This is a genomic window from Sphingomonas crocodyli (assembly GCF_004005865.1).
GTDB lineage: Bacteria > Pseudomonadota > Alphaproteobacteria > Sphingomonadales > Sphingomonadaceae > Rhizorhabdus > Rhizorhabdus crocodyli.
Genome location: NZ_SACN01000001.1, coordinates 1,882,391 through 1,904,474, shown reverse-complemented (window position 1 = coordinate 1,904,474; position 22,084 = coordinate 1,882,391). Strand labels below are relative to the sequence as shown.

20 protein-coding genes are annotated in these 22,084 nt (G+C 65.6%); 12 read left to right on the top strand and 8 right to left on the bottom strand.

Going from position 1 to position 22,084, the window contains the following annotated elements:
- Positions 1-59 precede the first annotated feature (59 nt).
- The 4 genes from rnd to EOD43_RS09130 all read left to right on the top strand — a co-directional run bounded on the left by rnd (position 60) and on the right by EOD43_RS09130 (position 6,018).
- Positions 60-1,229, top strand: a complete 1,170-nt coding sequence (rnd, locus tag EOD43_RS09145; protein WP_127743170.1) for a ribonuclease D — start codon at positions 60-62, stop codon at positions 1,227-1,229.
- A gap of 60 nt (positions 1,230-1,289) precedes the next feature.
- Positions 1,290-1,976 (top strand): ABC transporter ATP-binding protein, encoded by a 687-nt coding sequence (locus EOD43_RS09140; protein ID WP_127743169.1) that lies wholly within the window; start codon positions 1,290-1,292, stop codon positions 1,974-1,976.
- Positions 1,977-2,121: 145 nt separating this feature from the next.
- A complete protein-coding gene (locus EOD43_RS09135) occupies positions 2,122-4,617 on the top strand; it encodes an ABC transporter permease (protein ID WP_127743168.1) in 2,496 nt (831 codons plus the stop codon).
- Positions 4,618-4,929: 312 nt separating this feature from the next.
- Positions 4,930-6,018 carry a nucleoside hydrolase gene (locus tag EOD43_RS09130; RefSeq protein ID WP_127743167.1) on the top strand — a complete coding sequence of 363 codons (1,089 nt, stop codon included), beginning with the start codon at positions 4,930-4,932 and terminating at the stop codon, positions 6,016-6,018.
- Positions 6,019-6,280: 262 nt separating this feature from the next.
- Here the strand turns inward: EOD43_RS09130 and EOD43_RS09125 are convergent, their stop codons facing one another.
- Together EOD43_RS09125 and rpsU are read right to left on the bottom strand one after the other, a co-directional pair.
- Positions 6,281-6,853 carry an FKBP-type peptidyl-prolyl cis-trans isomerase gene (locus EOD43_RS09125; protein ID WP_127743166.1) on the bottom strand — a complete coding sequence of 191 codons (573 nt, stop codon included), beginning with the start codon at positions 6,851-6,853 and terminating at the stop codon, positions 6,281-6,283.
- 87 nt (positions 6,854-6,940) lie between these two features.
- Positions 6,941-7,147 carry a 30S ribosomal protein S21 gene (gene rpsU / locus EOD43_RS09120; protein ID WP_010126124.1) on the bottom strand — a complete coding sequence of 69 codons (207 nt, stop codon included), beginning with the start codon at positions 7,145-7,147 and terminating at the stop codon, positions 6,941-6,943.
- A gap of 218 nt (positions 7,148-7,365) precedes the next feature.
- Between rpsU and EOD43_RS09115 the strand changes: the two genes are divergently transcribed.
- The 5 genes from EOD43_RS09115 to EOD43_RS09095 all read left to right on the top strand — a co-directional run bounded on the left by EOD43_RS09115 (position 7,366) and on the right by EOD43_RS09095 (position 11,634).
- Entirely contained in the window at positions 7,366-7,905 is a 540-nt protein-coding gene (locus EOD43_RS09115; protein ID WP_127743165.1) for a (2Fe-2S)-binding protein, read from the top strand.
- A gap of 114 nt (positions 7,906-8,019) precedes the next feature.
- Positions 8,020-8,778: an RcnB family protein gene (locus EOD43_RS09110; protein WP_127743164.1), complete on the top strand. Its 759-nt coding sequence runs from the start codon at positions 8,020-8,022 to the stop codon at positions 8,776-8,778.
- A gap of 233 nt (positions 8,779-9,011) precedes the next feature.
- The gene (locus EOD43_RS09105) at positions 9,012-9,488 is read left to right on the top strand and encodes an RcnB family protein (RefSeq protein WP_127743163.1); all 477 of its coding nucleotides are present in this window, start codon (positions 9,012-9,014) and stop codon (positions 9,486-9,488) included.
- A gap of 114 nt (positions 9,489-9,602) precedes the next feature.
- Positions 9,603-11,426 carry a DUF885 domain-containing protein gene (locus EOD43_RS09100; RefSeq protein ID WP_127743162.1) on the top strand — a complete coding sequence of 608 codons (1,824 nt, stop codon included), beginning with the start codon at positions 9,603-9,605 and terminating at the stop codon, positions 11,424-11,426.
- 1 nt (position 11,427) lies between these two features.
- Positions 11,428-11,634 (top strand): DUF1737 domain-containing protein, encoded by a 207-nt coding sequence (locus EOD43_RS09095; RefSeq protein WP_127743161.1) that lies wholly within the window; start codon positions 11,428-11,430, stop codon positions 11,632-11,634.
- A 13-nt stretch (positions 11,635-11,647) separates the two neighbouring features.
- Here the strand turns inward: EOD43_RS09095 and EOD43_RS09090 are convergent, their stop codons facing one another.
- Positions 11,648-12,529, bottom strand: a complete 882-nt coding sequence (locus EOD43_RS09090; RefSeq protein WP_127743160.1) for a hypothetical protein — start codon at positions 12,527-12,529, stop codon at positions 11,648-11,650.
- A 72-nt stretch (positions 12,530-12,601) separates the two neighbouring features.
- The gene (locus EOD43_RS09085; RefSeq protein WP_127743158.1) at positions 12,602-14,116 is read right to left on the bottom strand and encodes an acetyl-CoA hydrolase/transferase family protein; all 1,515 of its coding nucleotides are present in this window, start codon (positions 14,114-14,116) and stop codon (positions 12,602-12,604) included.
- 114 nt (positions 14,117-14,230) lie between these two features.
- Between EOD43_RS09085 and EOD43_RS09080 the strand changes: the two genes are divergently transcribed.
- Positions 14,231-15,109: a LysR family transcriptional regulator gene (locus EOD43_RS09080; protein ID WP_127743156.1), complete on the top strand. Its 879-nt coding sequence runs from the start codon at positions 14,231-14,233 to the stop codon at positions 15,107-15,109.
- A gap of 2 nt (positions 15,110-15,111) precedes the next feature.
- On the opposite strand, the gene EOD43_RS09075 is transcribed toward EOD43_RS09080, so the two are convergent.
- Positions 15,112-16,182, bottom strand: a complete 1,071-nt coding sequence (locus EOD43_RS09075) for an alpha/beta fold hydrolase (protein WP_127743154.1) — start codon at positions 16,180-16,182, stop codon at positions 15,112-15,114.
- Positions 16,179-17,762, bottom strand: a complete 1,584-nt coding sequence (locus EOD43_RS09070; protein WP_127744687.1) for a lysine--tRNA ligase — start codon at positions 17,760-17,762, stop codon at positions 16,179-16,181. Before EOD43_RS09070 ends, EOD43_RS09075 begins: the two co-directional genes overlap by 4 nt.
- Before the next feature lie 281 nt (positions 17,763-18,043).
- Between EOD43_RS09070 and EOD43_RS09065 the strand changes: the two genes are divergently transcribed.
- Together EOD43_RS09065 and EOD43_RS09060 are read left to right on the top strand one after the other, a co-directional pair.
- Positions 18,044-20,794: an ATP-dependent DNA helicase gene (locus EOD43_RS09065; RefSeq protein WP_127743152.1), complete on the top strand. Its 2,751-nt coding sequence runs from the start codon at positions 18,044-18,046 to the stop codon at positions 20,792-20,794.
- The gene (locus EOD43_RS09060; protein WP_127743150.1) at positions 20,791-21,333 is read left to right on the top strand and encodes a SixA phosphatase family protein; all 543 of its coding nucleotides are present in this window, start codon (positions 20,791-20,793) and stop codon (positions 21,331-21,333) included. Before EOD43_RS09065 ends, EOD43_RS09060 begins: the two co-directional genes overlap by 4 nt.
- A 3-nt stretch (positions 21,334-21,336) precedes the next feature.
- Here EOD43_RS09060 and EOD43_RS09055 read toward each other — a convergent pair whose 3' ends face one another.
- Together EOD43_RS09055 and EOD43_RS09050 are read right to left on the bottom strand one after the other, a co-directional pair.
- Positions 21,337-21,753 carry a MerR family transcriptional regulator gene (locus tag EOD43_RS09055; RefSeq protein ID WP_127743148.1) on the bottom strand — a complete coding sequence of 139 codons (417 nt, stop codon included), beginning with the start codon at positions 21,751-21,753 and terminating at the stop codon, positions 21,337-21,339.
- 9 nt (positions 21,754-21,762) lie between these two features.
- Positions 21,763-22,065, bottom strand: coding sequence for an integration host factor subunit alpha (locus tag EOD43_RS09050; protein ID WP_127743146.1), 303 nt, complete (start codon positions 22,063-22,065; stop codon positions 21,763-21,765).
- Between the last annotated feature and the right edge of the window lie 19 nt (positions 22,066-22,084).

Sequence of the window (22,084 nt, the reverse complement as noted above, 5' to 3'; positions counted from 1 at the left end):
GCGCTTCGCGCGGGCATGTATGCTTGTCAAGCTTTCAGAGGGGACTATGGGATGTTCGGATGCACATCCACCCTTTGATCACCGACAGCGCCTCGCTCGCCAATCTCTGCGCCCGGCTCTCCAACTCGCCCTTCGTGTGCGTGGACACCGAGTTCATGCGCGAGAACACCTATTGGCCCGATCTCTGCCTGATCCAGATCGCCGATAGCGAAGAGGCCGCCGCGATCGATCCCAAGGCCAAGGATCTCGATCTGAAACCCCTGCTCGATCTGCTGGTCGAGAATGAGGAGGTATTGAAGGTCTTCCACGCCGGCGGACAGGATCTGGAAATCGTCCACAACCTGACCGGCAAGACGCCTTATCCCTTGTTCGATACGCAGGTCGCGGCGATGGCGATGGGTCTGGGCGAACAGATCGGCTATTCGAACCTGGTCGAAACCCTGATCGGCGTGAAGCTCGACAAGGGCGCCCGCTTTACCGATTGGGCGCGCCGCCCGCTCGACAAGCGGCAGATCGATTATGCGATCGGCGACGTCACCCACCTTGCCAAGCTGTTCCCCAAGATGCTGGAAAAGCTGCGCAAGACCGGGCGTGGCGGCTGGCTCGATGTGGAGATGGAGCGGCTCGGCGATCCCGCCAGCTATGCCAACGTCCCCGAACTCGCCTGGACGCGCATCCGCCTGCCCGGCCGCAAGCCCGAGGTTCTCGGCCGCCTGCGCGCCATCGCCGCATGGCGCGAGCGTGAGGCCCGCAACAAGAATATCCCGCGCGGCCGCATCGCCAAGGATGAGACGCTGGCCGATATGGCGTCGCACCCGCCGCGCGAGCAGGCCGATCTCTCCCGCGTACGCGGCCTTTCGCCCAGCTGGGCGTCGAACGACATCGGCGCGCGCCTGATGGCCGCCATCGCCGCCGCCGAGCCGTTCACCGAGGAGGAGATGCCGCCTCGCGAAGATCGCCGCCCCGGCCTCGGCAAGGAAGGCGCGCTGATCGCCGACCTCCTCAAGCTGCTGCTCAAGGTCCGTTCGCGCGATGCCGACGTCGCGCCGCGCCTGATCGCGCGCTCCGACGATCTCGAACTGCTCGCCGCCGGCGTCCGCAAGGATCTGCCCCTGCTCGAAGGCTGGCGCTACGACGTCTTCGGCAAGGACGCGCTCGCGCTGGTCGAAGGCCGCCTCGGCTTCAGCGTCAAGAACGGCAAGATGGTGATGACCGCGATCGAGGGCTAACCGCCATTTTTCGGGCGCGGTGTCTTGCGCCCGCCACACACCATCCCCATCATGGGGGCCATGACGCCAGACCCCATCGACGCCCGCGCCCTCCGTCTCTCGCTCGGGCGCGGTGACGCCAGGGTCGAAATCCTCAAGGGCATCGACCTGAAGGTCACGCAGGGCGAAAGCGTCGCGCTGCTCGGCCCCTCCGGTTCGGGCAAGTCGTCGCTGATGGCGATCCTCTCCGGCCTCGAACGCGCCGATGAGGGGCAGGTCCGCGTCGCCGGTCTCGATTTCGGCAAACTCGACGAGGATGCGCTCGCCACCGCGCGGCGCGGCCGGATCGGAATCATCCTGCAGGCGTTCCACCTGCTCCCCACGATGACCGCGCTCGAAAATGTCGCGGTCCCGCTCGAACTGTCGGGGGAGGCCGACGCCTTCACCCGCGCCCGCGCCGAACTCGAAGCGGTCGGCCTCGGCCACCGCACCGGCCATTATCCCGCGCAGCTTTCGGGCGGCGAGCAGCAGCGCGTCGCCATCGCCCGCGCAATGGCCCCCCGCCCGGCCCTGATCTTCGCCGACGAGCCGACCGGCAATCTCGATGCCGCGACCGGCGCCACGATCATGGACCTGCTCTTCGCGCGCCAGGCAGAGGCCGGCGCCACCCTCCTCGTCATCACCCACGACGCCGCGCTGGCCGCCCGCTGCGGCCGCGTCGTCGAAATGCGCGACGGCCTGATCGTCTCGGACAAGAAAGCGGCGTGACCATCTCATCCATGACTCGTCATTGCGAGCGTAGCGAAGCAATCCAGGCCCCAACTGGAGAGGCTCGTGACCCACTCATGTCCGGGCCTGGATTGCTTCGTCGCCTGCGGCTTCTCGCAATGACGAGTGGTGGGGAGACGGCCGCATGAGCCTCTCTCTCACCCTGGCCCTGCGCGAACTGCGCGGAGGCATGCGCGGTCTGCGACTGCTCGCGATCTGCCTGTTCCTGGGCGTTGCAGCCCTCGCCGGCGTTGGCAGCCTCGCCTCTTCGATCATCGGCGAACTCGAGGCGCAGGGGCAGACGATCCTCGGCGCCGACATCGAAATGTCAGTCACTCAGCGCGGCGCCACGCCTGAGGAGCGCGCCGCCTTCGCCCGCCTCGGCACCATTTCCGAAAGCGTGCGCATGCGCGCGATGGCAACACGCGAAGACGGCTCGGCCTCGCTCCTCACCCAGCTCAAGAGCATCGACGCGCGCTGGCCGCTCTACGGCGCCTTCACGATGCAGCCCGGCGCGCTCACCAATCGCCCCCACGGCCTGCAGGCCGCAATCGCCCCCGCACTTGCCGACCGGCTCAACCTCAAACCCGGCAGCATCATCCGCGTCGGCGAGGCGCGGCTGACGGTGATCGGCCTGATAGCCAGCGAACCCGATCAGGTCGGCGAAGGCTTCAGCCTCGGCCCGACCGTCCTCATCGATCCCGCCGCGCTCGCCGCGACCAGGCTCATCCAGCCCGGCAGCCTCTACGAATCGCGCTACCGCATCCGCCTCGACACGGGCGAGGATGCGCACGCGCTCGCCGAAGATCTCGGCCACCGCTTCCATGACGCCAATTGGGACGTGAAGGACAGCAGCAACGCCGCGCGCGGCCTGCGCCGCTTCGTCCAGCAGCTCGAACAGTTCCTCACCCTCGTCGGCCTCACCGCCCTGATCGTGGCGGGGATCGGCGTGGGCAACGGTGTCGCCTCATGGCTCGATCAGCGGCGCGGATCGATCGCCACGCTCAAGATCCTCGGCGCATCCTCCGTCATCATCTTCCGCGTCTATCTGATCCAGGTCGCGATCGTCGCGGCAGGCGCCATCACCGCCGGTTTGATCGTCGGCATTTTCGTGCCGCAGGCCGTCGGCTGGCTCGCGGGCGATGCCTTGCCCGTGAAACCGCGCTTCGGCCTCTATCCGATCCCGCTGATCACCAGCGCCATTTACGGCCTGCTCACCGCCCTCCTCTTCAGCCTCCCCCCGCTCGCCCGCGCGCGCCGCGTGCCGGCGGCCAGCATGTTCCGTGAGATTGTCGACGGTGCCCGCCGCCCCTCGACGCCTGTCCTGATCGCGATGATCGTCGCGGGCCTCGGCATCGCCGCGCTCGCGATCATCAGCGCGCGCGACGCGATCCTGAGCGCCGGTTTCCTCGCCGCCGCCGCCGGGGTGTTCGCACTGTTGAGCCTGATCGGCTGGGGAATCCGCCGCCTCGCCGCCGCCCTGCCCCGCCCGCGCCGCCCGCTCGCCCGGCTCGCGCTCGCCAATCTCCACCGCCCCGGCGCGCAGACCGATCGGCTGGTCGTCGCGCTCGGCCTCGGCCTCACCCTGTTCGTCACCCTCGCGGTCGCGCAGTCGAACCTGACCGCGCAGATCGAACAGACCGTGCCGAAGAAGGCGCCCAATTTCTTCGCGCTCGACATCCCCGTCGACGGGATCGATCGCTTCCTCCAACTCGCGCGCACCGCCAGCCCGGCCGCGACCACCACCAACGTCCCCTCGCTGCGCGGCACCGTCGTCGCGGTGCGGGGCGTGCGCGTCGCCGATATGAAGCCCAAGCCGCAGGGCGCGTGGATCCTCAACGGCGATCGCGGCCTCACCTATGCCAGCGTCCTTCCCGAGGGGAATGAGATCGTCGAGGGCAAATGGTGGCCCGCATATTATAGCGGCCCACCGCTCATCTCGGTCGAGGATCGCGCCGCACTCGCGCTCGATCTCCACCCCGGCGACGCGATGACCATCTCGGTGCTGGGCGTCGAGATCGAGACCAAGGTCGCCTCGATCCGCCGGGTAAACTGGGAAACGATGGGCTTCAATTTCGGCATCATCTTCGCCCCCGGCGCGCTCGAAGGCGCCCCGCACAGCTATATGGCCACCGTCAGCCTGCCCGACGCGGCCGAGGCTCGGCTCAATCGATCGGTCGCCGCCACCTTCCCCTCCGTCTCGCTGATCCGCGTCAAGGATGTGGTCGGGCAGGTCTCGACCCTGTTCGGCCAGATGGCGACCGCGATCCGCGCCGCCGCCGCCGTCGCCGTCGCGGCGGGCATCGCCGTCCTGATCGGCGCCATCGCCGCCTCGCGCCGCGCGCGCATCTACGATGCCGTCCTGCTCAAGCTCTTGGGCGCGACACGCGGCCAGATATTGTTCGCCCAGGCGCTCGAATATGCCCTGCTCAGTATCGCGGTCGCGATCGTCGCCTTGCTGATCGGAAGTGCTGCGGGCTGGTATCTCGTCACCCAGCTGTTCGAACTCCCCTGGGCAACCGACTGGAGCCTCGTCCTCGCGACGCTCGCCATCGGCGCCCTCGGCACCCTCGGCATCGGCCTATTGGGGGCAATCCCTGCACTGTCAGCACGCCCCGCACGGGCTTTGCGCTCTCTCTAACGTCATCCCGGCGGAGGCCGGGATCTCAGGCGTCTCTTGTGGCGAACTCGTCTCCTCGCCTCCTGAGATCCCGGCCTCCGCCGGGATGACGAATGGGGCTTGACAATGTTCCCTTTATGTTCCAATCATCACGCCGTGCGCAGAACTCCACCCCTTCGATAACGCCCCGTGATTCGCTCGATCCCCATCGCGCGAAAAGCCCGGTTTTCAGCCGAAGGCCACGAAAGCCACAAAGGCCGCGACCATTCTGGCTTTTTGGCTTTCGCCCCACTGATGAGACGGTAACATCGGAAAATCGAACCGGGGGGTCACATGACGAAGGCACTGCGCGCACTCTTCCTTCTGCTCGCTTTCTCACTCGCCGCGACAGCACAGGCCGCCGAACGCCGTAAAGTGATCGTTGATCAGGACGCGTTCGAAGGGCCGGGTCTCCAGCCGATATTGATGCTGTTGCAGGATCCCACGGTCGACGTCCTCGGCATCACGATCGTCAGCGGCGACGGCTGGGCGCCCGAGGAGGTCGCGCAGACGCTGCGCATGCTCGAACTGATCGGCCGCACCGAAGTGCCCGTCATCCAGGGCGCGATCCACCCGCTGATCAACTCCAAGGCGCGCAACACGGCGCGTGAGGGGCAGTACGGCGCGCTCGGCTATCGCGGCGCCTGGACCGAAAGCTGGCCCGGCGACAACACGATGAAGCGCGCGCCCTTCCACGATCCCAAAGTCGTCCCGCCGATGGAAATCGGCCTGCCGAAGATCGCCGCGCGCCCCGGCTCCGCCGCCGATTTCCTGATCGACATGACCCGCAAATATCCGGGGCAGGTCACGATCATCGCGATGGGGCCACTCACCAATCTCGCGCTCGCCCAGCGGCTCGACGACGATTTTGCGGGCCGCGTGAAGGAATTGGTGATGGAGGGCGGCTTCTTCGGATCGACCAGCACGCGCGACGAATTCGCGACGCAGGTCGCCTACGCCCCGCGCCTCTCCTTCAACCATTTCTGGGATCCCGAGGCGTCGCACATCGTCTTCACCTCACCGTGGCAGACGCTCACCCTCGTCACCGGCGACAGCAGCGCCCCCACCCGCGCGGGCGCCGACCTCCTCGCCAGGGCGACCGCCAGCAAACGCCCCGTCGCCCGCTACGTCGCCAGGACCGCCCAGCCCGGCTTCCCTCTGTGGGACGAAGTCGAAGCCGCCGCCTGGCTCGACCCCACGATCGTCACGCAGCGCGGCACATTGGCGATGGACGTCGATCTGATGCCCGGCGCCAATTACGGCGCCCTCCTCACCTGGCCCGCCGGCAAAGGCCCGGGCCTGGGCGAACGCGACGTCAACCTGATCTACGCGATCGACGTGCCCAAGATCGAAGCGATGTTCGTGGATCTGATCGGGCGGTGACTCCCCACCTTCGTCACCCCGGACTTGATCCGGGGTCCAGCTTTTTCCTTCTGAAGCCTTCTCCCGCTTGCGGGAGAAGGTTTGGATGAGGGTCTTCTTTCTTCTTCTACCGTTACGAGGAGGTGAGGCAGACCCTCACCCCAACCCTCTCCCGCACGCGGGAGAGGGAGCAAGTAGAAGCTGGACCCCGGATCACGTCCGGGGAGACGGCAAGGGCTGCAGTCGCCACAAACAAAAAGGGCCGCCGAAGCGACCCTTTGGCTTACATTCCGTGGCCGGCGCCCATGCCGCCCATTCCCCCCATCGCGCCGGGGGGCGCGACGGCGATGAGGTCGACGTCGAAGATCGCGACCGCGTTCGGCGGGATCGGGCCGTTGGGGACGCCGCGCTCGCCAAAGGCCAGCGCCGGAGGCATCCAGAAGCGGTATTTGGCGCCCTGCTTCATCAGCTGAAGGCCCTCGCCCCAGCCGGGGATCATGCCGCCCGCGACGGGAAGCGGCTGCGGGCCGCCGTGGCGCGCGCTGGCGTCGAAGATGTCGCCATTGGCCAGCTTGCCCTCATATTCCACCAGCACCATGTCGTTGGCGGTGGGCGAAGGGCCGCTGCCTTCCTTGAGGACTTCGTATTGCAGGCCCGATGCGGTGACCTTCACGCCGCTGCGCTTGGCATTGGCGGCCAGGAAATCCTCGGGCGTCTGCGCCATCGCCACCTGCTTGTAGGTGCCGACATAGGCCGCGCCCGCTGCCGCCGCGAGGACCACCGCTACCCCGATCCACAGCTTGGTCAGGCTTCCCTTCGCGATCGGGCGAAGGGGTACGGCGGTCACTTCGGACATAGGTCTCTCGCGGTTATTGGCGTTCGGGCGAGACACATGCCGCGTCCGGCCGGACGCGGCAAGGATATTCAGGCGGGTAAGTGCTTCTTACCGAACGCCATCACGCTCGGCGCGCTTGCGCTCGAGCTTGCGGGCGCGACGGATGGCAGCCGCACGCTCGCGGGCGCGCTTTTCCGACGGCTTCTCGTAATGGCGACGCAGCTTCATTTCGCGATACACGCCCTCACGCTGCAGCTTCTTCTTGAGCGCGCGGAGAGCCTGATCGACATTGTTGTCGCGAACGATGATCTGCATAAACCCGTTTATCTCCAAATCCGGCCCGGAACGGAGCGCCGCATCGCCGATCCGACGAGCACCGATTTCCTTGACCGGACAACGTATAAGCCTCGTCGCGAGCATCCGCTTCGCGCCGTGAAGCGCCGCCCCTACACCCCTCATACTGATTCATCAAGTCATACGGCCATTTTCAGCCGCGCTTTTGCGTGCCGCAGTCTTTGCCTATGCTCGCGGCCATGACTCGCTTCACCGTCAACGGCCAGCCCATTCATTATAAGATGGACGCGGCCACGCCCCTGCTCTGGGCCTTGCGCGACGCCTCCAACCTCACCGGCACCAAATATGGCTGCGGCGCGGGGCTGTGCGGAGCGTGCACGGTGCATGTCGATGGCGCGGCGATCCGCAGCTGCCAGGTGCCGATCGGCTCGATCGAGGGCAGCTTCGTGACGACGATCGAGGCGCTCGCCCGCGATCGCAGCCATCCGGTACAGCAGGCATGGGTCGCCGAAAACCTGCCCCAGTGCGGTTATTGCCAGTCGGGCATGATCATGGCGGCGGCCGCTCTGCTCGAAAAGAATCACGCGCCGACCGATGAGGAGATCGACGCGGCGATGACCAACATCTGCCGCTGCGGCACCTATCCGCGCATCCGCCGCGCGATCCAGCGTGCGGGCCGGGTAATGTCGGGGGCGGAGGAAATCTCCGCCGCGCCGCCGCCGGGGATCGATCCCGAAGACGCGGCCAATGCTGTGCCCGCGCTGGTGAAGCCGAAGTGACGTCGGCTTTGCTTTCTGAAAGCTGACGACCCAATTCAGACATCGCTCAGTCGCGTTCCGGCAAATGGGGTGCGAGGCTGGCATCATGCCACCTCGGTTGGAGAGTTTCCAAAGATGCGTACCGTGTCGAAGGGCCTGATGGGCCTGTTGCTCGCCTCTGCCGCGTTCGCGCCCGTTGCCGCACAGGCACAGGAAGCGCGGATGGATCGCCCCGGTCGCGGCGATGGTGGTGGCCGGGATTTTCGTGACCGTGGCGGGGCCCAGCAAATGGGTACGCGCGACTTCGCTCAGGAGCGGGAGGAACGCGCCCGACTGAATCCGCAGGAGCCCTCCCGCGAATTTCAGCCGCCACGTCAGGATCGCCCGACTCCGCCCACCCCTGCCCCGCAGGATCGTCGCGACTTCCGCCAGGGCCAGATCGATCGCAACCAGCTGGAACAGCAGCGCGCCAACGACCGACGCGATTTCCGCAACGATCGCCGTGACGACCGGCAGGACTTCCGTGCCGACCGCCGCGACTGGAACGATCGTCGCGACTGGGGCCGGAACGACCGGCGCGACTGGAGCCGCGACTGGCGCAGCGACCGCCGTTATGCGTGGCAGGATTATCGCCGCGACAATCGCTCGATCTATCGCGTGCCCCGCTATGTCGGTCCGCGCGGCTATGCGTACAGCTATCGCCGCTGGTCGCCCGGCTTCCGGATCGATCCGTGGTTCTATGGCAACAGCTATTGGATCAACGATCCGTGGGGCTATCGCCTGCCGCCGGCCTACGGCCCCTATCGCTGGGTCCGCTATTATGACGACGTGATCCTGGTCGACATCCAGACCGGGATCGTCCGCGACATCATCTACGACTTCTTCTGGCGCTGACCCCGCGCCAGAGACGGAAAGCATCGGGCCCGGCGGAGCGATCCGCCGGGCCTTTTCGTGGGCGTCCGCCCGATATTTTTCATTGCTGAAATGTCCAGAAATGCACGGAAATCTGTCATTTCGCTGACGAACCCATTCCCTGACCGTTCAGCCGCGCTGTGCGAATCAGGAACCTGTCGACGCCCCCTGGTGTTGAGCGCCGACCGAGTTTCGAACGGAGAAGGAGCAATAAAATGCGTACCCCGATTCTGATGGCGCTGATGGCCGCTGTCGCGGTGCCGACGATGGCGCAGGCCCAGTCGGCCGCCGAAGTCCGCCACAGCCAGCGCGAGCTGCGCGAGGAACGTCGCGACCTGCGCGATGCGCAGCGTTACGGCAGCGCCCGCGACGTTCGCAACGCCCGTGAGGACGTCCGCGACGCCCGTCGCGAGGTTCGTGAGGATTGGCGCGATTATCGCCGCACGCACCGCGACGTCTATCGTCGCCCGGCCTATGTCGGCCCGCGCGGTTACGTCTATCGCCCGGTGAATGTCGGCTATCGTTTCCAGCCGGCTTATTACCACTCGCGCTATTACATCGCCGATCCGTGGCGCTATCGCCTGCCGGCCGCCAGCGGCTACAATCGCTGGGTCCGCTACGGCAATGATGCGGTCCTCGTGAACGTCCGCACCGGCCGCGTGATCACGGTGAACAACAGCTTCTTCTGGTAAACATTCCATAGAAGAACCGGCGGCCCCGGCATCTCCAAAGATGCCGGGGCCGCTTGCGTTTGGCTGTGTTGGGGGAATAGGACAGGGCATCTTCCAGACAGGGATGCCCCATCCATGAAAATCCGCGCCCTCCTTTTCGCGACCGCCGCGCTCACCCTCGCTCCCGCCGCGATCGCCCAGACGGCGACGCCGGCGGCTGCGGCTTCCGAGGCGCAAAGCCCCGAGGACAAGAAGCTGCTCCAGCTGTTCGCGGACAGCGACGAGGCCTCGCTCAAGCGCAATCCGATCAGCGCCATGTTCCGCGGCGACATGCGCTATGCCGATCGGCTCGGCGACTTTCTGTCCGACGCCTATTTCGATGGGGAGCGCAAGGCGGGCGAACAGGATCTGGCGAACCTGAAGGCGATCGATCGCGCCAAGCTGAACCAGACCAACCAGATCGCCTATGACGTGTTCAAATGGCAGACGGAAACCGCGCTCAAGAGTCTGACGCCCGACATATTGGCGCTCACCGTGGTTCGGCCGATCGACCATTTCTCCGGCTTCCACACCTTCTATCCCGGCTTCGCGTCGGGCGAAGGCGCCGCACCGTTCAAGACGGTGGCCGACTATGAGAATAATCTGAAGCGCCACCGCGAATATGTCGCCCTGCTCGACGAGAGCATCGCGCGCTTCCGCCAGGGCATGAAATCGGGCGTCGTCCAGCCCAAGCTGATCGTCAACAACGTGATCGATCAGCTCAATCTGCAGATCGATCAGGTGAAGACGGGGCCCGAAGGATCAACCTTCTACGGCCCGGTAAAGACCTTCCCAGAAGGCATCGCCCCCGCCGATCAGGCGCGGCTGAAGGCAGACTATGCCAAGGCGATCACCACACAGATCATCCCCGCCTATGTCCGCCTGCGCGATTTCCTGAAGACCGAATATCTCCCCGTCGCGCGCGACAGCGTGGGCCTGGTCGGCATGAAGGGTGGCGACAAACTCTACGCCTATCTGATCGAACAGAATACGACGCTGCCGTTGAAGGCCGAGGATGTTCACCAGCTGGGCCTCAGCGAAGTCGCGCGCATCACCGGCGAGATGGAGAAGATCCGGACGCAGGTGGGCTACAAAGGCACGCTGGCCGAGTTCTTCGAATATCTGCGCAGCGATCCCAAGTTCCAGCCCAAGAGCGCCGAATGGATCCGCGAGGAATATGTCGCGATCGGCAAGCGCGTCGATCAGCGCATCCCCGAACAATTCGCGCTGATCCCCAAGAGCCCGCTCCAGATCAAGGCGGTCGAGCCCTATCGCGAAAAGACCGAGGCAGGCGGCAGCTATCAGCAGGGCACGCCGGACGGTTCGCGCCCCGGCACCTTCTATTATAACAGCTACGATCTCCCATCGCGCACCACGCCGGGGATGGAGACGTTGTACCTGCATGAAGCCGTTCCGGGGCATCATTTCCAGATCAGTCTGGCGCAGGAAAATGCCGCCCTCCCCGCCTTCATGCGCTTCGGCGGGAACACCGCCTTCGTCGAAGGATGGGCGCTCTATGCCGAGACGCTCTGGAAGGATCTGGGCATGGAGAGCGACCCCTATCAGCGGTTCGGCGGTCTTTCCGACGAGATGCTGCGCGCGATGCGGCTGGTGGTCGATACCGGCATCCACGCCAAGGGTTGGACCCGCGATCAGGCGATCGCCTACATGCTCAGCCATTCCAACATGGGCAAGACCGACGCGACCGCCGAAGTCGAACGCTACATCGCCATTCCGGGTCAGGCACTCGCCTACAAGATCGGCGCGCTGACGATCCTGAAGGAAAAGGCGAAGGCGAAGCAGGTCATGGGCGCGAAGTTCGATCCGCGCGCCTTCCATGCCCAGGTGCTCGATACCGGCGCGCTGCCGATGTCGGTGCTGGAAGCCAAACTCGACCGCTGGATCGAGGCGGGCAAGTAGGATGCTGATCTACCGCTTCCTGACCGGCGTCGACGACAGCGCCTTCTGCCACAAGGTGACGAAGGCGCTGTCCGAAGGCTGGCACCTCCACGGATCCCCCAGCTACGCCTTCGATGCGGCAGCCGGACGGATGATGGCCGGACAGGCGGTCACCAAAGAGGTGGCTGACCAGCCTTATGATCCGGACAAGAAACTGGTGGATTATTGAGACAGAACCGCGTTTACCGGGGCGGCAATGTGAAACGCGCGATGACGGCTTTCATCGCGTCGCTTTCACAATAGGCTTTGTCGTCAGCATCGAGCCTGTCCTTTCCGTTGACGCACAGTTCCGCCGCTAGACGCGGGCTGGCCATGCGCACCGGCTGCGATGAGGCATTGCGACGATCCGCAAGATCACGCACGTCCTTGACGTAACGAAGGATACCGCGACGGTTCTCGGCATCCTCGATCGCCTTGCCATTCTCGACCTCGCCAGCCGCATTGCGGCTCTGTGCCGGCACGGGGACATCGAGCGACGCGAGCGGCAGGCCATCAAGGACCGCCTTGGCCTCGTCGAACCGCTCCAGTTCGCGATAGGCATTGCCCGCGCGGGCCTGCATCAACATCCAATCGATCGATTGATCATCGCGGGGCAAGGCCGTGATCGCGGCGGCATATTCGGCCTGATAGCGCTGCTTGAGCGGGATATCGCCATCGGCCTGCCAACTGGCCTGCACCACCTTCCAGGCGACATCGATAGGACTGCGGCCAAGCGACCGCATCAGCCACGCAGCCTTATAATAACTCGTATCCCGATCGCGCATGGCCCGATATTCGGGACTTGAGATCAGCACCTTGAGCGTCTTGACCTCGTCGGCCGAAAACTCCTCTTGGAACATCACCAGCCCATTACCGGGGCAGACCGGTATATCGAGAGGGAAATGCCAGCTTCCAAAGGGCTTTCCGTCCGGACGGCGACCAAAGATGGTGTAGGATGCGGTCGTTATGTGAGTGAACGCCTCGCCACCCACTGCACATTTCATCTTCACTGGAACGGGCATACCGGCAAAAGCAGGCACCGCCGTTAAGCCAATCGCCATCACCGTGAATTTCAGGTGTCGCATAAACCCCTCCCCCACTGTCACCTGGCAGCATAATGGGGAGATCGGGGAAGGACAGTTATGTTTCGGCCGCTCCTAACCCGGCATCATCGTGCCCGTATCGATGAAGCGCTGGTGCCAACTCAATGCCTCGCGCGGGAGTGAGGGGGCGTGGAGGCCGTAGGAGCCTTTGAGCGCGCGATCATAATAATCGCGCAGCATCTCGCGATATGCGGGGTGGGCGCAGTTGGCGATGATCAGTTCGGCGCGCTTGCGGGGGCTGAGGCCGCGGCAGTCGGCGAGCCCTTGTTCGGTCACCAGCACGGCGACGTCCTGCATGATGTGATCGACATGCGCCGCCTGCGGCACGATTGCGGTGATCGCTCCGCCCTTCGCGGTCGAGGGAGTCATGAAGATCGAGACGAAGGCGTTGCGCGCGAAATCGCCCGATCCGCCGATGCCGTTCTGAATGCGCGATCCCATCACGCAGGTCGAATTGACGTTGCCGTAGATATCCGCCTCGATCAGCCCGTTCATCGCGATGCAGCCGAGGCGGCGGACGATCTCCGGATGATTGCTGATCTCCTGCGGGCGCAGGATCATCCTGTCGCGATAGCGCGCCATATCGTTGTTCACGCGCAAGGCCGCCTCGGGGCTGAGCGAGAAGGCGGTGGCCGATGCCATCCGCATCTTGCCCGCATCGATCAGGTCCAGCATCCCGTCCTGTATCACCTCGGTATAGGCGACCAGATCGTCGAACGGCGCATCGATCAGCCCCGCCATTACTGCATTGGCGATGTTGCCGACGCCCGATTGCAGCGGCAACAGATTGGCAGGCATCCGTCCCACCCGCACCTCATGCGAGAGGAATTCGAGCAGATGGCCGGCGATCGCCGACGCGGTCGCATCAGGCGGACTGAACGGCAGGTTGCGATCGGGCGCGTCGGTTTCGACGATCGCGACGATCTTGGTGGGATCGCAGCGCAGGGTCGGCTCGCCGATCCGATCGTCGGCGCGGACCAGCGGGATCGGCACGCGATGCGGCGGAAGCGCGGTGCCGTAATAGATGTCGTGCATCCCCTCCAGCGCCGCATTCTGCCAGCTGTTGACCTCCAGGATCACCATGTCGGCACGATCGAGCCACGTCTTGTTGTTGCCGACCGACGATGAGGGGACGAGCGAACCGTCCGCGCGGATCCCGGACACCTCGACCACAGCGACATTGAGCGGCCCGAGGAAGCCTTCCCACGCCATCGGCGCGACCTGGCTCAGGTGCATGTCGAGATAGTCCATCTCGCCGCGATTGATCTGTTCGCGCGCGATCGGATCGGAATTGTAGGGCAGGCGCAGTTCGATGCCGTTCGCCTTGGCAAGTGCCCCGTCGAGTTCGGGGCCGGTCGACGCGCCGGTCCACACCTTCACGCGCATCGGGCGGCCGGCGGCATGTTCGGCCTCGATCTGTGCGGCAAGCGCGGTCGGCACCGCCTTGGGATAGCCCGATCCGGTAAAGCCGCTCATCCCCACGGTCATGCCGTGCCGGATGAAGCCCGCCGCCTGTTCGGCCGAACAGATTTTCGAACGCAGTCCGGGGTTCGCGATGCGATCCGCCATATATTCTCTCCTGCCTGCTGGCTTGGGGCCAGGCTCAAGCCGTTGCTGATGAATTGGTCGAAATATGTTCACAAGATCGATATTGGGGGCATCACTTGTGCATAGGATGTTCAAATGACCGATCTGGTGCTCGCGCTGCGAACCTATGCCGATGTGGCCGCCGATGGCAGCTTTTCACGCGTCGCCGAACGATCGGGCGCCAGCCATACGACGATCGCGCGACGGATCGATTTTCTGGAGGCGCATTTCGGCGCGCGCCTGCTCCACCGCAGCACGCGGCGGCTGACACTGACGCAGGAGGGGCTGCGGCTGCTCGATCATGCGCGCACCGTGATCGAGGCGATCGAGAATGCGGCGTCCGAACTGGGCGACGGCAAGGCCGCGCGCGGCGTGGTTCGCGTCGGCGTCACCACCGCGCTGGGGCTGCATTATGCCGCGCGGCTGGGCGAGCTACGCGGGCGCCACCCCGAATTGCGGATCGAGTTCGCCGTCGCCGACTGGCAAGGCGAATTGCACGAGGCGGGCCTCGACCTCGCATTGCGCGTCGGCGATCCCGCGCCCGAAAGCCTGTTCGTCGAACCGCTAGGAGCTATCGCGCGCAGCCTTGTCGCGACCCCGGCCTATCTCGCGCAACGCGGCACGCCGTTGAAGATAGACGATCTGCGCACGCATGACTGCATCGCTTATGGCTATGGCCCCGCCCAGTCGATGTGGGACATTGGCGGCACGACGATCGCGGCCAGCGGCTGTTTTCGCGCGAACAGCAGCGAGGCGGTCTATCGCGCGGTGACGCACGATCTGGGCATCGGCCTGCTCCCCGACATCCGCGTCGCCGAAGCTATTACTGCGGGGCAACTCGTCCGCCTAATGCCTGACACGCCGATCGCGCCATTGCGCCTGTCGGTGGTCCATCATTTTCCGGGGCGACAGATGCCGTTCCGGGTTCGCGCGGTCCTCGATTTCCTCCACCGCGCCTTTCCCGGAGCGGCTTAGACCTATTCGTCCTTCGCCAGCGGGCGGACCTTTTCCAGCAGCGCGGCGAAGACGCGGCCGGGTTCCTCGATCATCGGCAGGTGCGCCGAATGTTCGAACCAGACGGTCGCCTTCGACGGCGCATCGACCCGATCGATCCACGCCGATGCGATCGGGGCCGCGCAGGTATAATCGTGGCGGCCCAGCAGGAAGACGACCGGCGTGTCGAGCCGCTTCACGTTCGCGAAGGTCAGGCTCGACAGCTGCGGGAACATCGTTTCGATCGTGAAGCCACTGCCCGCATCCCACGCCTTGCGATCGGCGGGCGTATATTCGGGCGAGAGACGCGGCGCGTGGAAATAGAAATCGGCATTGTCGCGGCCGGCCGCGAGCGCGCCATAATGGATCGACCATTTGCGCTCAGTCGACATCGCATCGACCGAGAAAGCACCCGGCCCCGGATAAGGCCTGAGCGCCTCCAGTTCGCGCACCGCTTCGGCATTGTTGTCACGCCTGGCCTGCGCGAGCGTCCGGTCATAGCCGACCCGCTCATTCTCGCGGAAGTCGATCAGCTGCCCCATGCCGACATAAGCATAGAGCAGATCGGGCCGCTTGACCGCGACCGACAGGCCCACCGCCGAACCCCAGCTATGCCCGAGCAGGAACACCTTGCGCTTGCCATAGCGTTTGCGCAGCGCCTCGATCAGTTCGATCGTGTCGTCGCGGTAGCGATCGGGTGTGAGCGTCGGCGCGATCACCTTGGGATCGTTGAGCGGATAGGAGCGCCCTGCCCCGCGTTGATCCCACTGGACGACGGTGAAATAATCTTCCCACGGCCGTTGAAATGCCCAGGCGACCGGCATCTCGACCGCGCCGGGGCCGCCGTGGACGAAGATCAGGATCGGGTTCGCCTTATCGGCGCCGCGTACGTTCACCACCTGCCGCGCCCCGCCGAGCGTCAGTTCGAACGTCTCCTGCACGCCTTCGGGCGTCACGATCCGGCCGATATCGGCAACGATCTCCTTGCCCGGCGCGTAGGGGTCATCCGCCGGCGCGACGGCGAAGGCCAGCAGCGCGAGCGCAGCCGCCTTCACGCAAGCGCCTCGGCGATCAGCTTGCGCGAATTGTCGATGCCGTAGAGCGCGATGAAGCTGCCCATGCGCGGGCCTTGTTCCGCGCCCAGTAGGGTTTCGTAGAGCGCCTTGAACCAGTCGCGCAGCGAGGCGAAGCCGTAATCGGGGTTCTTCCCGATCTCATAGACCTCGTTCTGGATATCCTCGGCCGAGGCGCCCGGCATTGCCGCCAGCTTGTCGTCGAGCGCCTTGAGCGCGGCCGCCTCGTTCGGCTCAGGCTTGCGGCGCTTGAGCGTCGGTGCGACGAAATCGCGGTGATAGGCGAGCGCGTGGCCGATCAGCCGATCCAGCTCAGGATATTTCTCTGCCGAGGCATCGGCCACATAATTGGCGAGATAGCCCCACACCTGCTCCTTCGACGCCTCCCCCATCACACCGACGAGGTTGAGGAGCAGGCCGAAGGTCACGGGCAGTTCGCCGTCGGGCAGCTTGCCGCTGTGGATGTGGTGCACCGGATTGCCGAGCCGCTGTTCGATCGGCTGCGCGGGATAATTGCCGCGGAACTGCCAATATTCGTCCACCGCGCGCGGGATCACGCCCATGTGGAGCTGCTTCGCCTTCTTCGGCTCGCGATAGGCGAAGAAAGCCAGGCTCTCTTCGGGGCCGTAGGTCAGCCACTGTTCGAGGCTCAGACCGTTGCCCTTGGACTTGGAGATCTTCTCGCCCTTTTCATCGAGAAACATCTCATAGGTGAACATCTCGGGCGGGCGCGAGCCGAGGACGCGCGCGATCTTCGACGACTGCGTGACCGAGTCGATCAGATCCTTGCCCGACATCTCGTAATCGACGCCCAGCGCGACCCAGCGCATCGCCCAGTCGACCTTCCACTGCAGCTTGGCACCACCACCGAGGATAGACTGGGTGATCGTCTGACCTTCATCCTCGAAGCTGACGAGGCCGGCGTCGGCATCGACGACGGTGACGGGCACCTGCAGGACGATGCCCGACGTCGGGCTGATCGGCAGGACGGGCGAATAGGTCGCGCGGCGCTCGGCGCGCAAAGTGGGCAGCATCACGCCCATGATCGCATCATAGTGGCGCAGGACCGACTTCAGCGTCTCATCGAAACGGCCCGACTTGTACTGTTCGGTTGCCGACAGGAATTCGTATTCGAAGCCATAGCGATCGAGAAATTCGCGCAGCATCGCATTGTTGTGCGCGGCGAAGCTGTCGAACTTTTCGAACGGATCGGGCACCTGCGTCAGCGGCTTGCCCAGGTGCTGTGCGAGCAGTTCCTTGTTCGGAACGTTATCCGGCACCTTGCGCAGCCCGTCCATATCGTCACTGAACGCGATCAGGCGGGTCGGGATATCCGACAATTCCTCATAAGCGCGGCGGACCATCGTAGTGCGCAGCACTTCGTTGAAGGTGCCGATATGCGGCAGGCCCGACGGACCATAGCCGGTTTCGAACAGCACATGGCCCTTGTCCGGCGCGCCTTTTTCATAACGCTTGAGCAGCTTGCGCGCCTCCTCATAGGGCCAGGCCTTGGAGACGAGCGCGGCTTCGCGCAGAGCGGCGGATGTGATGCTGTCGGACATGGCCAGCGCCTGTAGCGGCAAGGGGTGTCTCATATCAACAATCCTCGCTGCGAACGCGATTCGAAGCGGCCGGGCGAACGCCGAAAGTTGTCAAAGTTGTCACTACGTCTGTTTCGGAATTGTTTCCCTAACGGCGCTCCATGACGGCGGTGAGGCTCAGGTGGCGATAAGCGGACATGCGGCAATTTTAGGATGACATGTCCATGTAGGACAGCGGCTTGCCTCCTTTGGTGTAAGACACCTGTTCCCCTGCCGTTCCCCCTGCCCTACATGGGGCTGAGATGCCCCCGCCGCTTCCCTATTCCGCGCTGCACGCGACCCATGCCGGCATCTGGATCGCATCGCCCGATGGGCGCACCCGCGCGGTCGGGCGCGGCGAGGCGACGAGCATCGCGGCCGATGCGCCGACGATCATGCTCAACGCCCCGCTGGTCGCCGCGCGGCTGGGTCTGCCCGAACTGGCAGGGCTCGACCTGCTCGAACTGTTCGCCTTCGTGCATCCCGCGCGCTTCGCGGTGCCGACGCCCGCCGGCATCGCCCGCGCGCTCGATCTCGATCCGCCCGAGGACGAAGCGTCGAGCGCGGCTTTGCTGCTGAAGGCCGCGCAAGCGCTGCTGGCGCGGGTCGAGGCCGGTGAAGGCTGGGCCGAGCGCGACGGGGCGTGGAACAGCGCACAATCGCTCGCCCGCCTGCGCTGGCCGTGGGTCGCAGCACTCGGACAGGTGCTGCGCTCCCCCGAAAAGCCCGAACGCGGCCTCTTCGCGCGCCTGCCCGAATGGGATGAGGAGGCGCGGCGCCCCCCGCCCTCCCCCGTCCTGCTCGAGGAAGCCGATACCGTCGATCGGCTGACGCGCCTGCTTGGCACCGGCGGCGAGAGCCGCGACGGCCAGCGCCGCTACGCGACCACCGCCGCCCGCGCCTTCGATCCGCGCATCGCGGAGGGGAAACCCAATCTGGTGCTGGCCGAGGCGGGCACCGGGATCGGCAAGACTTTGGGCTATCTCGCGCCCGCGACGCTGTGGGCCGAACAGGCGCGCGGCACCGTGTGGATTTCCACCTACACCAAGGCGCTGCAGCGCCAACTGGACAAAGAGACGCGCCGCGCCTTCCCCGATCCCGCGGCGCGAGCGGGCAAGGTGGTGATCCGCAAGGGGCGTGAGAATTACCTCTGCCTGCTCAACCTCGAAGACGCATTGCAGGGCGGGTTCCAGAACCGGGCGGCGGTGCTGGCGCAACTCGTTGCCCGCTGGGCGCGCTACAGCCGCGACGGCGACATGGTGGGCGGCGACATGCCCGGCTGGCTGCCCACGTTGTTCCGACGTGCCGGCTCCACCGCACTGACCGACCGGCGCGGCGAATGCGTCTATGCTGGCTGCCCGCATTATCGGAAATGCTTCATCGAACGGGCGGCGCGCGCCTCCGACCAGGCCGATATCGTCATCGCCAATCACGCGCTGGTGATGATCCTGGCCCAGCGCCGCGCCGATGAGGGTGCGCCGATCGGACGGATCATCTTCGACGAAGGCCACCACATCTTCGATGCCGCCGATTCGACCTTCGCCGCCGTCCTGTCCGGGCAGGAAGCGATCGAGCTGCGCCGCTGGATCATCGGCCCCGAGGCGAAATCGCGCGGGCGGCGGCGCGGGCTTGCCGCACGTCTGTCCGACATCGCCAGCTATGACGAGGAAGGCGCGCTGGCGATCGATGCCGCCGCGACAGCCGCTTCTTTGCTGCCCGCCGATGGCTGGCTCGGGCGGCTGAGCGAGGATTTGCCGCAGGGGCCGATCGAGCGACTTCTAGCCGCCGTGCGCGCGGCCGTGCTGGCGCGCGCCGATGCGGCCGATGCGGGTTACGGGCTGGAGACCGACGCGAACATCCCTCCGCCCGCGCTGATCGACGCCGCGCAGCCCGCCATTGCCGCGCTCGAAGGGCTGATGCGGCCGATGGCGAAGCTGCGCCAGCGGCTGGCGGCGGTGATGGACGACGGGCCAGACTGGCTCGATGGACAGGCGCGCGCGCGGGTCGAGGGGGCGATTGCCGGCCTTGTCCAGCGCGGGCAGACCGTGGCGGCGTGGATCGCGATGCTTGCGCGACTGGGCGGCCCGGTCGATCCCGACTTTGTCGACTGGCTTGCGGTCGATCGGGTCGAGGGGCGCGAGTTCGACATCGGGCTGCACCGCCACTGGCTCGATCCCTCGCGCCCCTTTGCGGAGACGGTGCTCAAGCCCGCACAGGGCGCGATCATCACGTCGGCAACCCTGCGCGATGGCGAGGATTGGGCGGTTGCCGAGGCGCGCAGCGGCGCCGCGCATCTCGACGCGCGCAAAGCGCGGATCGCGGTGCCCAGCCCGTTCGATTATGCTGCGCATGCCGAGGTGCTGATCGTCAACGATCTGAAGCGCGGCGACGTCGCACAACTCGGGCAGGCCTATCACCGGCTGATCGCGGCGGCGGGCGGTGGCACGCTGGGGCTGTTCACCGCGATATCGCGGCTGCGTGCGGTTCACGCCCGCATCGCCGATCGCCTCGCGCGGGACGGCCTGCCGATCTACGCGCAGCATGTCGATCCGATCGACACCGGTACCTTGGTCGATATCTTCCGCGACGATCCGCGATCCTCCCTGCTGGGCACCGATGCGCTGCGCGACGGGGTCGACGTGCCGGGCGATTCGCTGCGGCTGGTGGTGATGGAGGGGGTGCCGTGGCCGCGCCCTACCGTGCTGCACGGCGCGCGCAAGATGGCGGGCGGCGGCAGCGCCTATGACGACCGGATCGTGCGCGCGCGGCTGCGCCAGGCGTTCGGACGACTGATCCGATCATCGGGTGATCGCGGCCATTTCGTGCTGCTGGGGGCGGCGACGCCATCGCGCCTGCTCGATGCCTTTCCGGGCGACGTGCCCGTTCTGCGCGTGACGCTCGACGAGGCCGTGGCGCGTGTTGCGGCTGCACAAAAAGCCGGGGTGGACGACTTCCTATCGTCGCATCTTTCAGGCACTGTTTCGCAAGCCGGAGAGGAGACAAACCGATCGTGAAGACGGTTACGTTGCTGCGCCACGCCAAATCGGGGTGGGACGAACCCGTCTCGCGCGACTTCGATCGCCCGCTCAATGCCAAGGGCAAGCGCGCCGCGCAGCGCGTGGGCGAATATATGCGCCACGAACATCTGGAGTTCGATCATATCGTCGCCTCGCCCGCGGTGCGCGTCGTCGAGACGCTGGAGCATGTCGCGACGGGCCTCGGCGAAACGATCGCCCCCGCCTGGGACAAGCGCGTCTATCTCGCCTCGGCCGAATCGCTGCTCGATGTGATCCAGGAAGCGGACGACGCTTATTCGCACCTGCTGATCGCCGGACATAATCCGGGGCTGGAGGATCTGATCCTGATGCTGGTGCCCGAAGATGTCGAAGGCACCGCCCGCTACGAAGTGGAGGAGAAATTCCCCACCGCCAGCATCGCCGAGATCAGCCTGCCGGTCGAACATTGGGAAGATGTGCGCGCGAACAAGGGCGCCCTCGCCCGCTTCATCCGTCCGCGCGATCTGGATCCGGCGCTGGGGCCGGACGGGAACTGATCCCTACTCCATATCCGCTTCGAGTGCGGCCTTCAGCGAGTCGCGTATCTCTTCGAGTTCGCTGCGGATCGCACGCGGCAAGGCGGGCTGGTTGACCACCAGAACCGGCGCGGGCGCGATGGCGCGCTGACCATTCTCGCCCGCGACTTCAGGCTCGGCCGCTGGCGCATTTTTCTGCGCAAGCAACTTTTGCACACCTTTGATCGTGTAACCCTGATCGTTCAGCAGGCTGTGGATGCGGCGGACGAGCGCAGCATCGGCCGGGCGATAATAGCGCCGGTTGCCCGCGCGCTGCAGGGGCTTGAGCTGCGGAAAGCGGCTCTCCCAATAGCGCAGGATATGCTGGGGAATACCGAGTTCGGCCGAAAGTTCGCCGATCGTGCGGAAGGCGTCTTCCGACTTGTCGCCACCACTAGTCATATCAGAGGATTAGTGGCCGTCCACGATCCTGTCACGCAGCATCTGGCTGGCGCGGAAGGTCAGCACGCGGCGCGGCGCGATCGGCACTTCGACGCCGGTCTTGGGATTGCGACCGACCCGCTCCCCCTTTTCGCGCAGGACGAAGCTGCCAAAGCCCGAAATCTTGACGTTCTGCCCTTCGGCCAGCGCGCCACAGACGTGATCGAGCAATTGTTCGACGATGGAAGCGGATTCAGCGCGTGACAGGCCGATCTCGCGATGAACCTGTTCAGACAAGTCCGCGCGCGTCAACGTACCGCTGTCCAACCCCATATTGTCCCCCACCGATCTC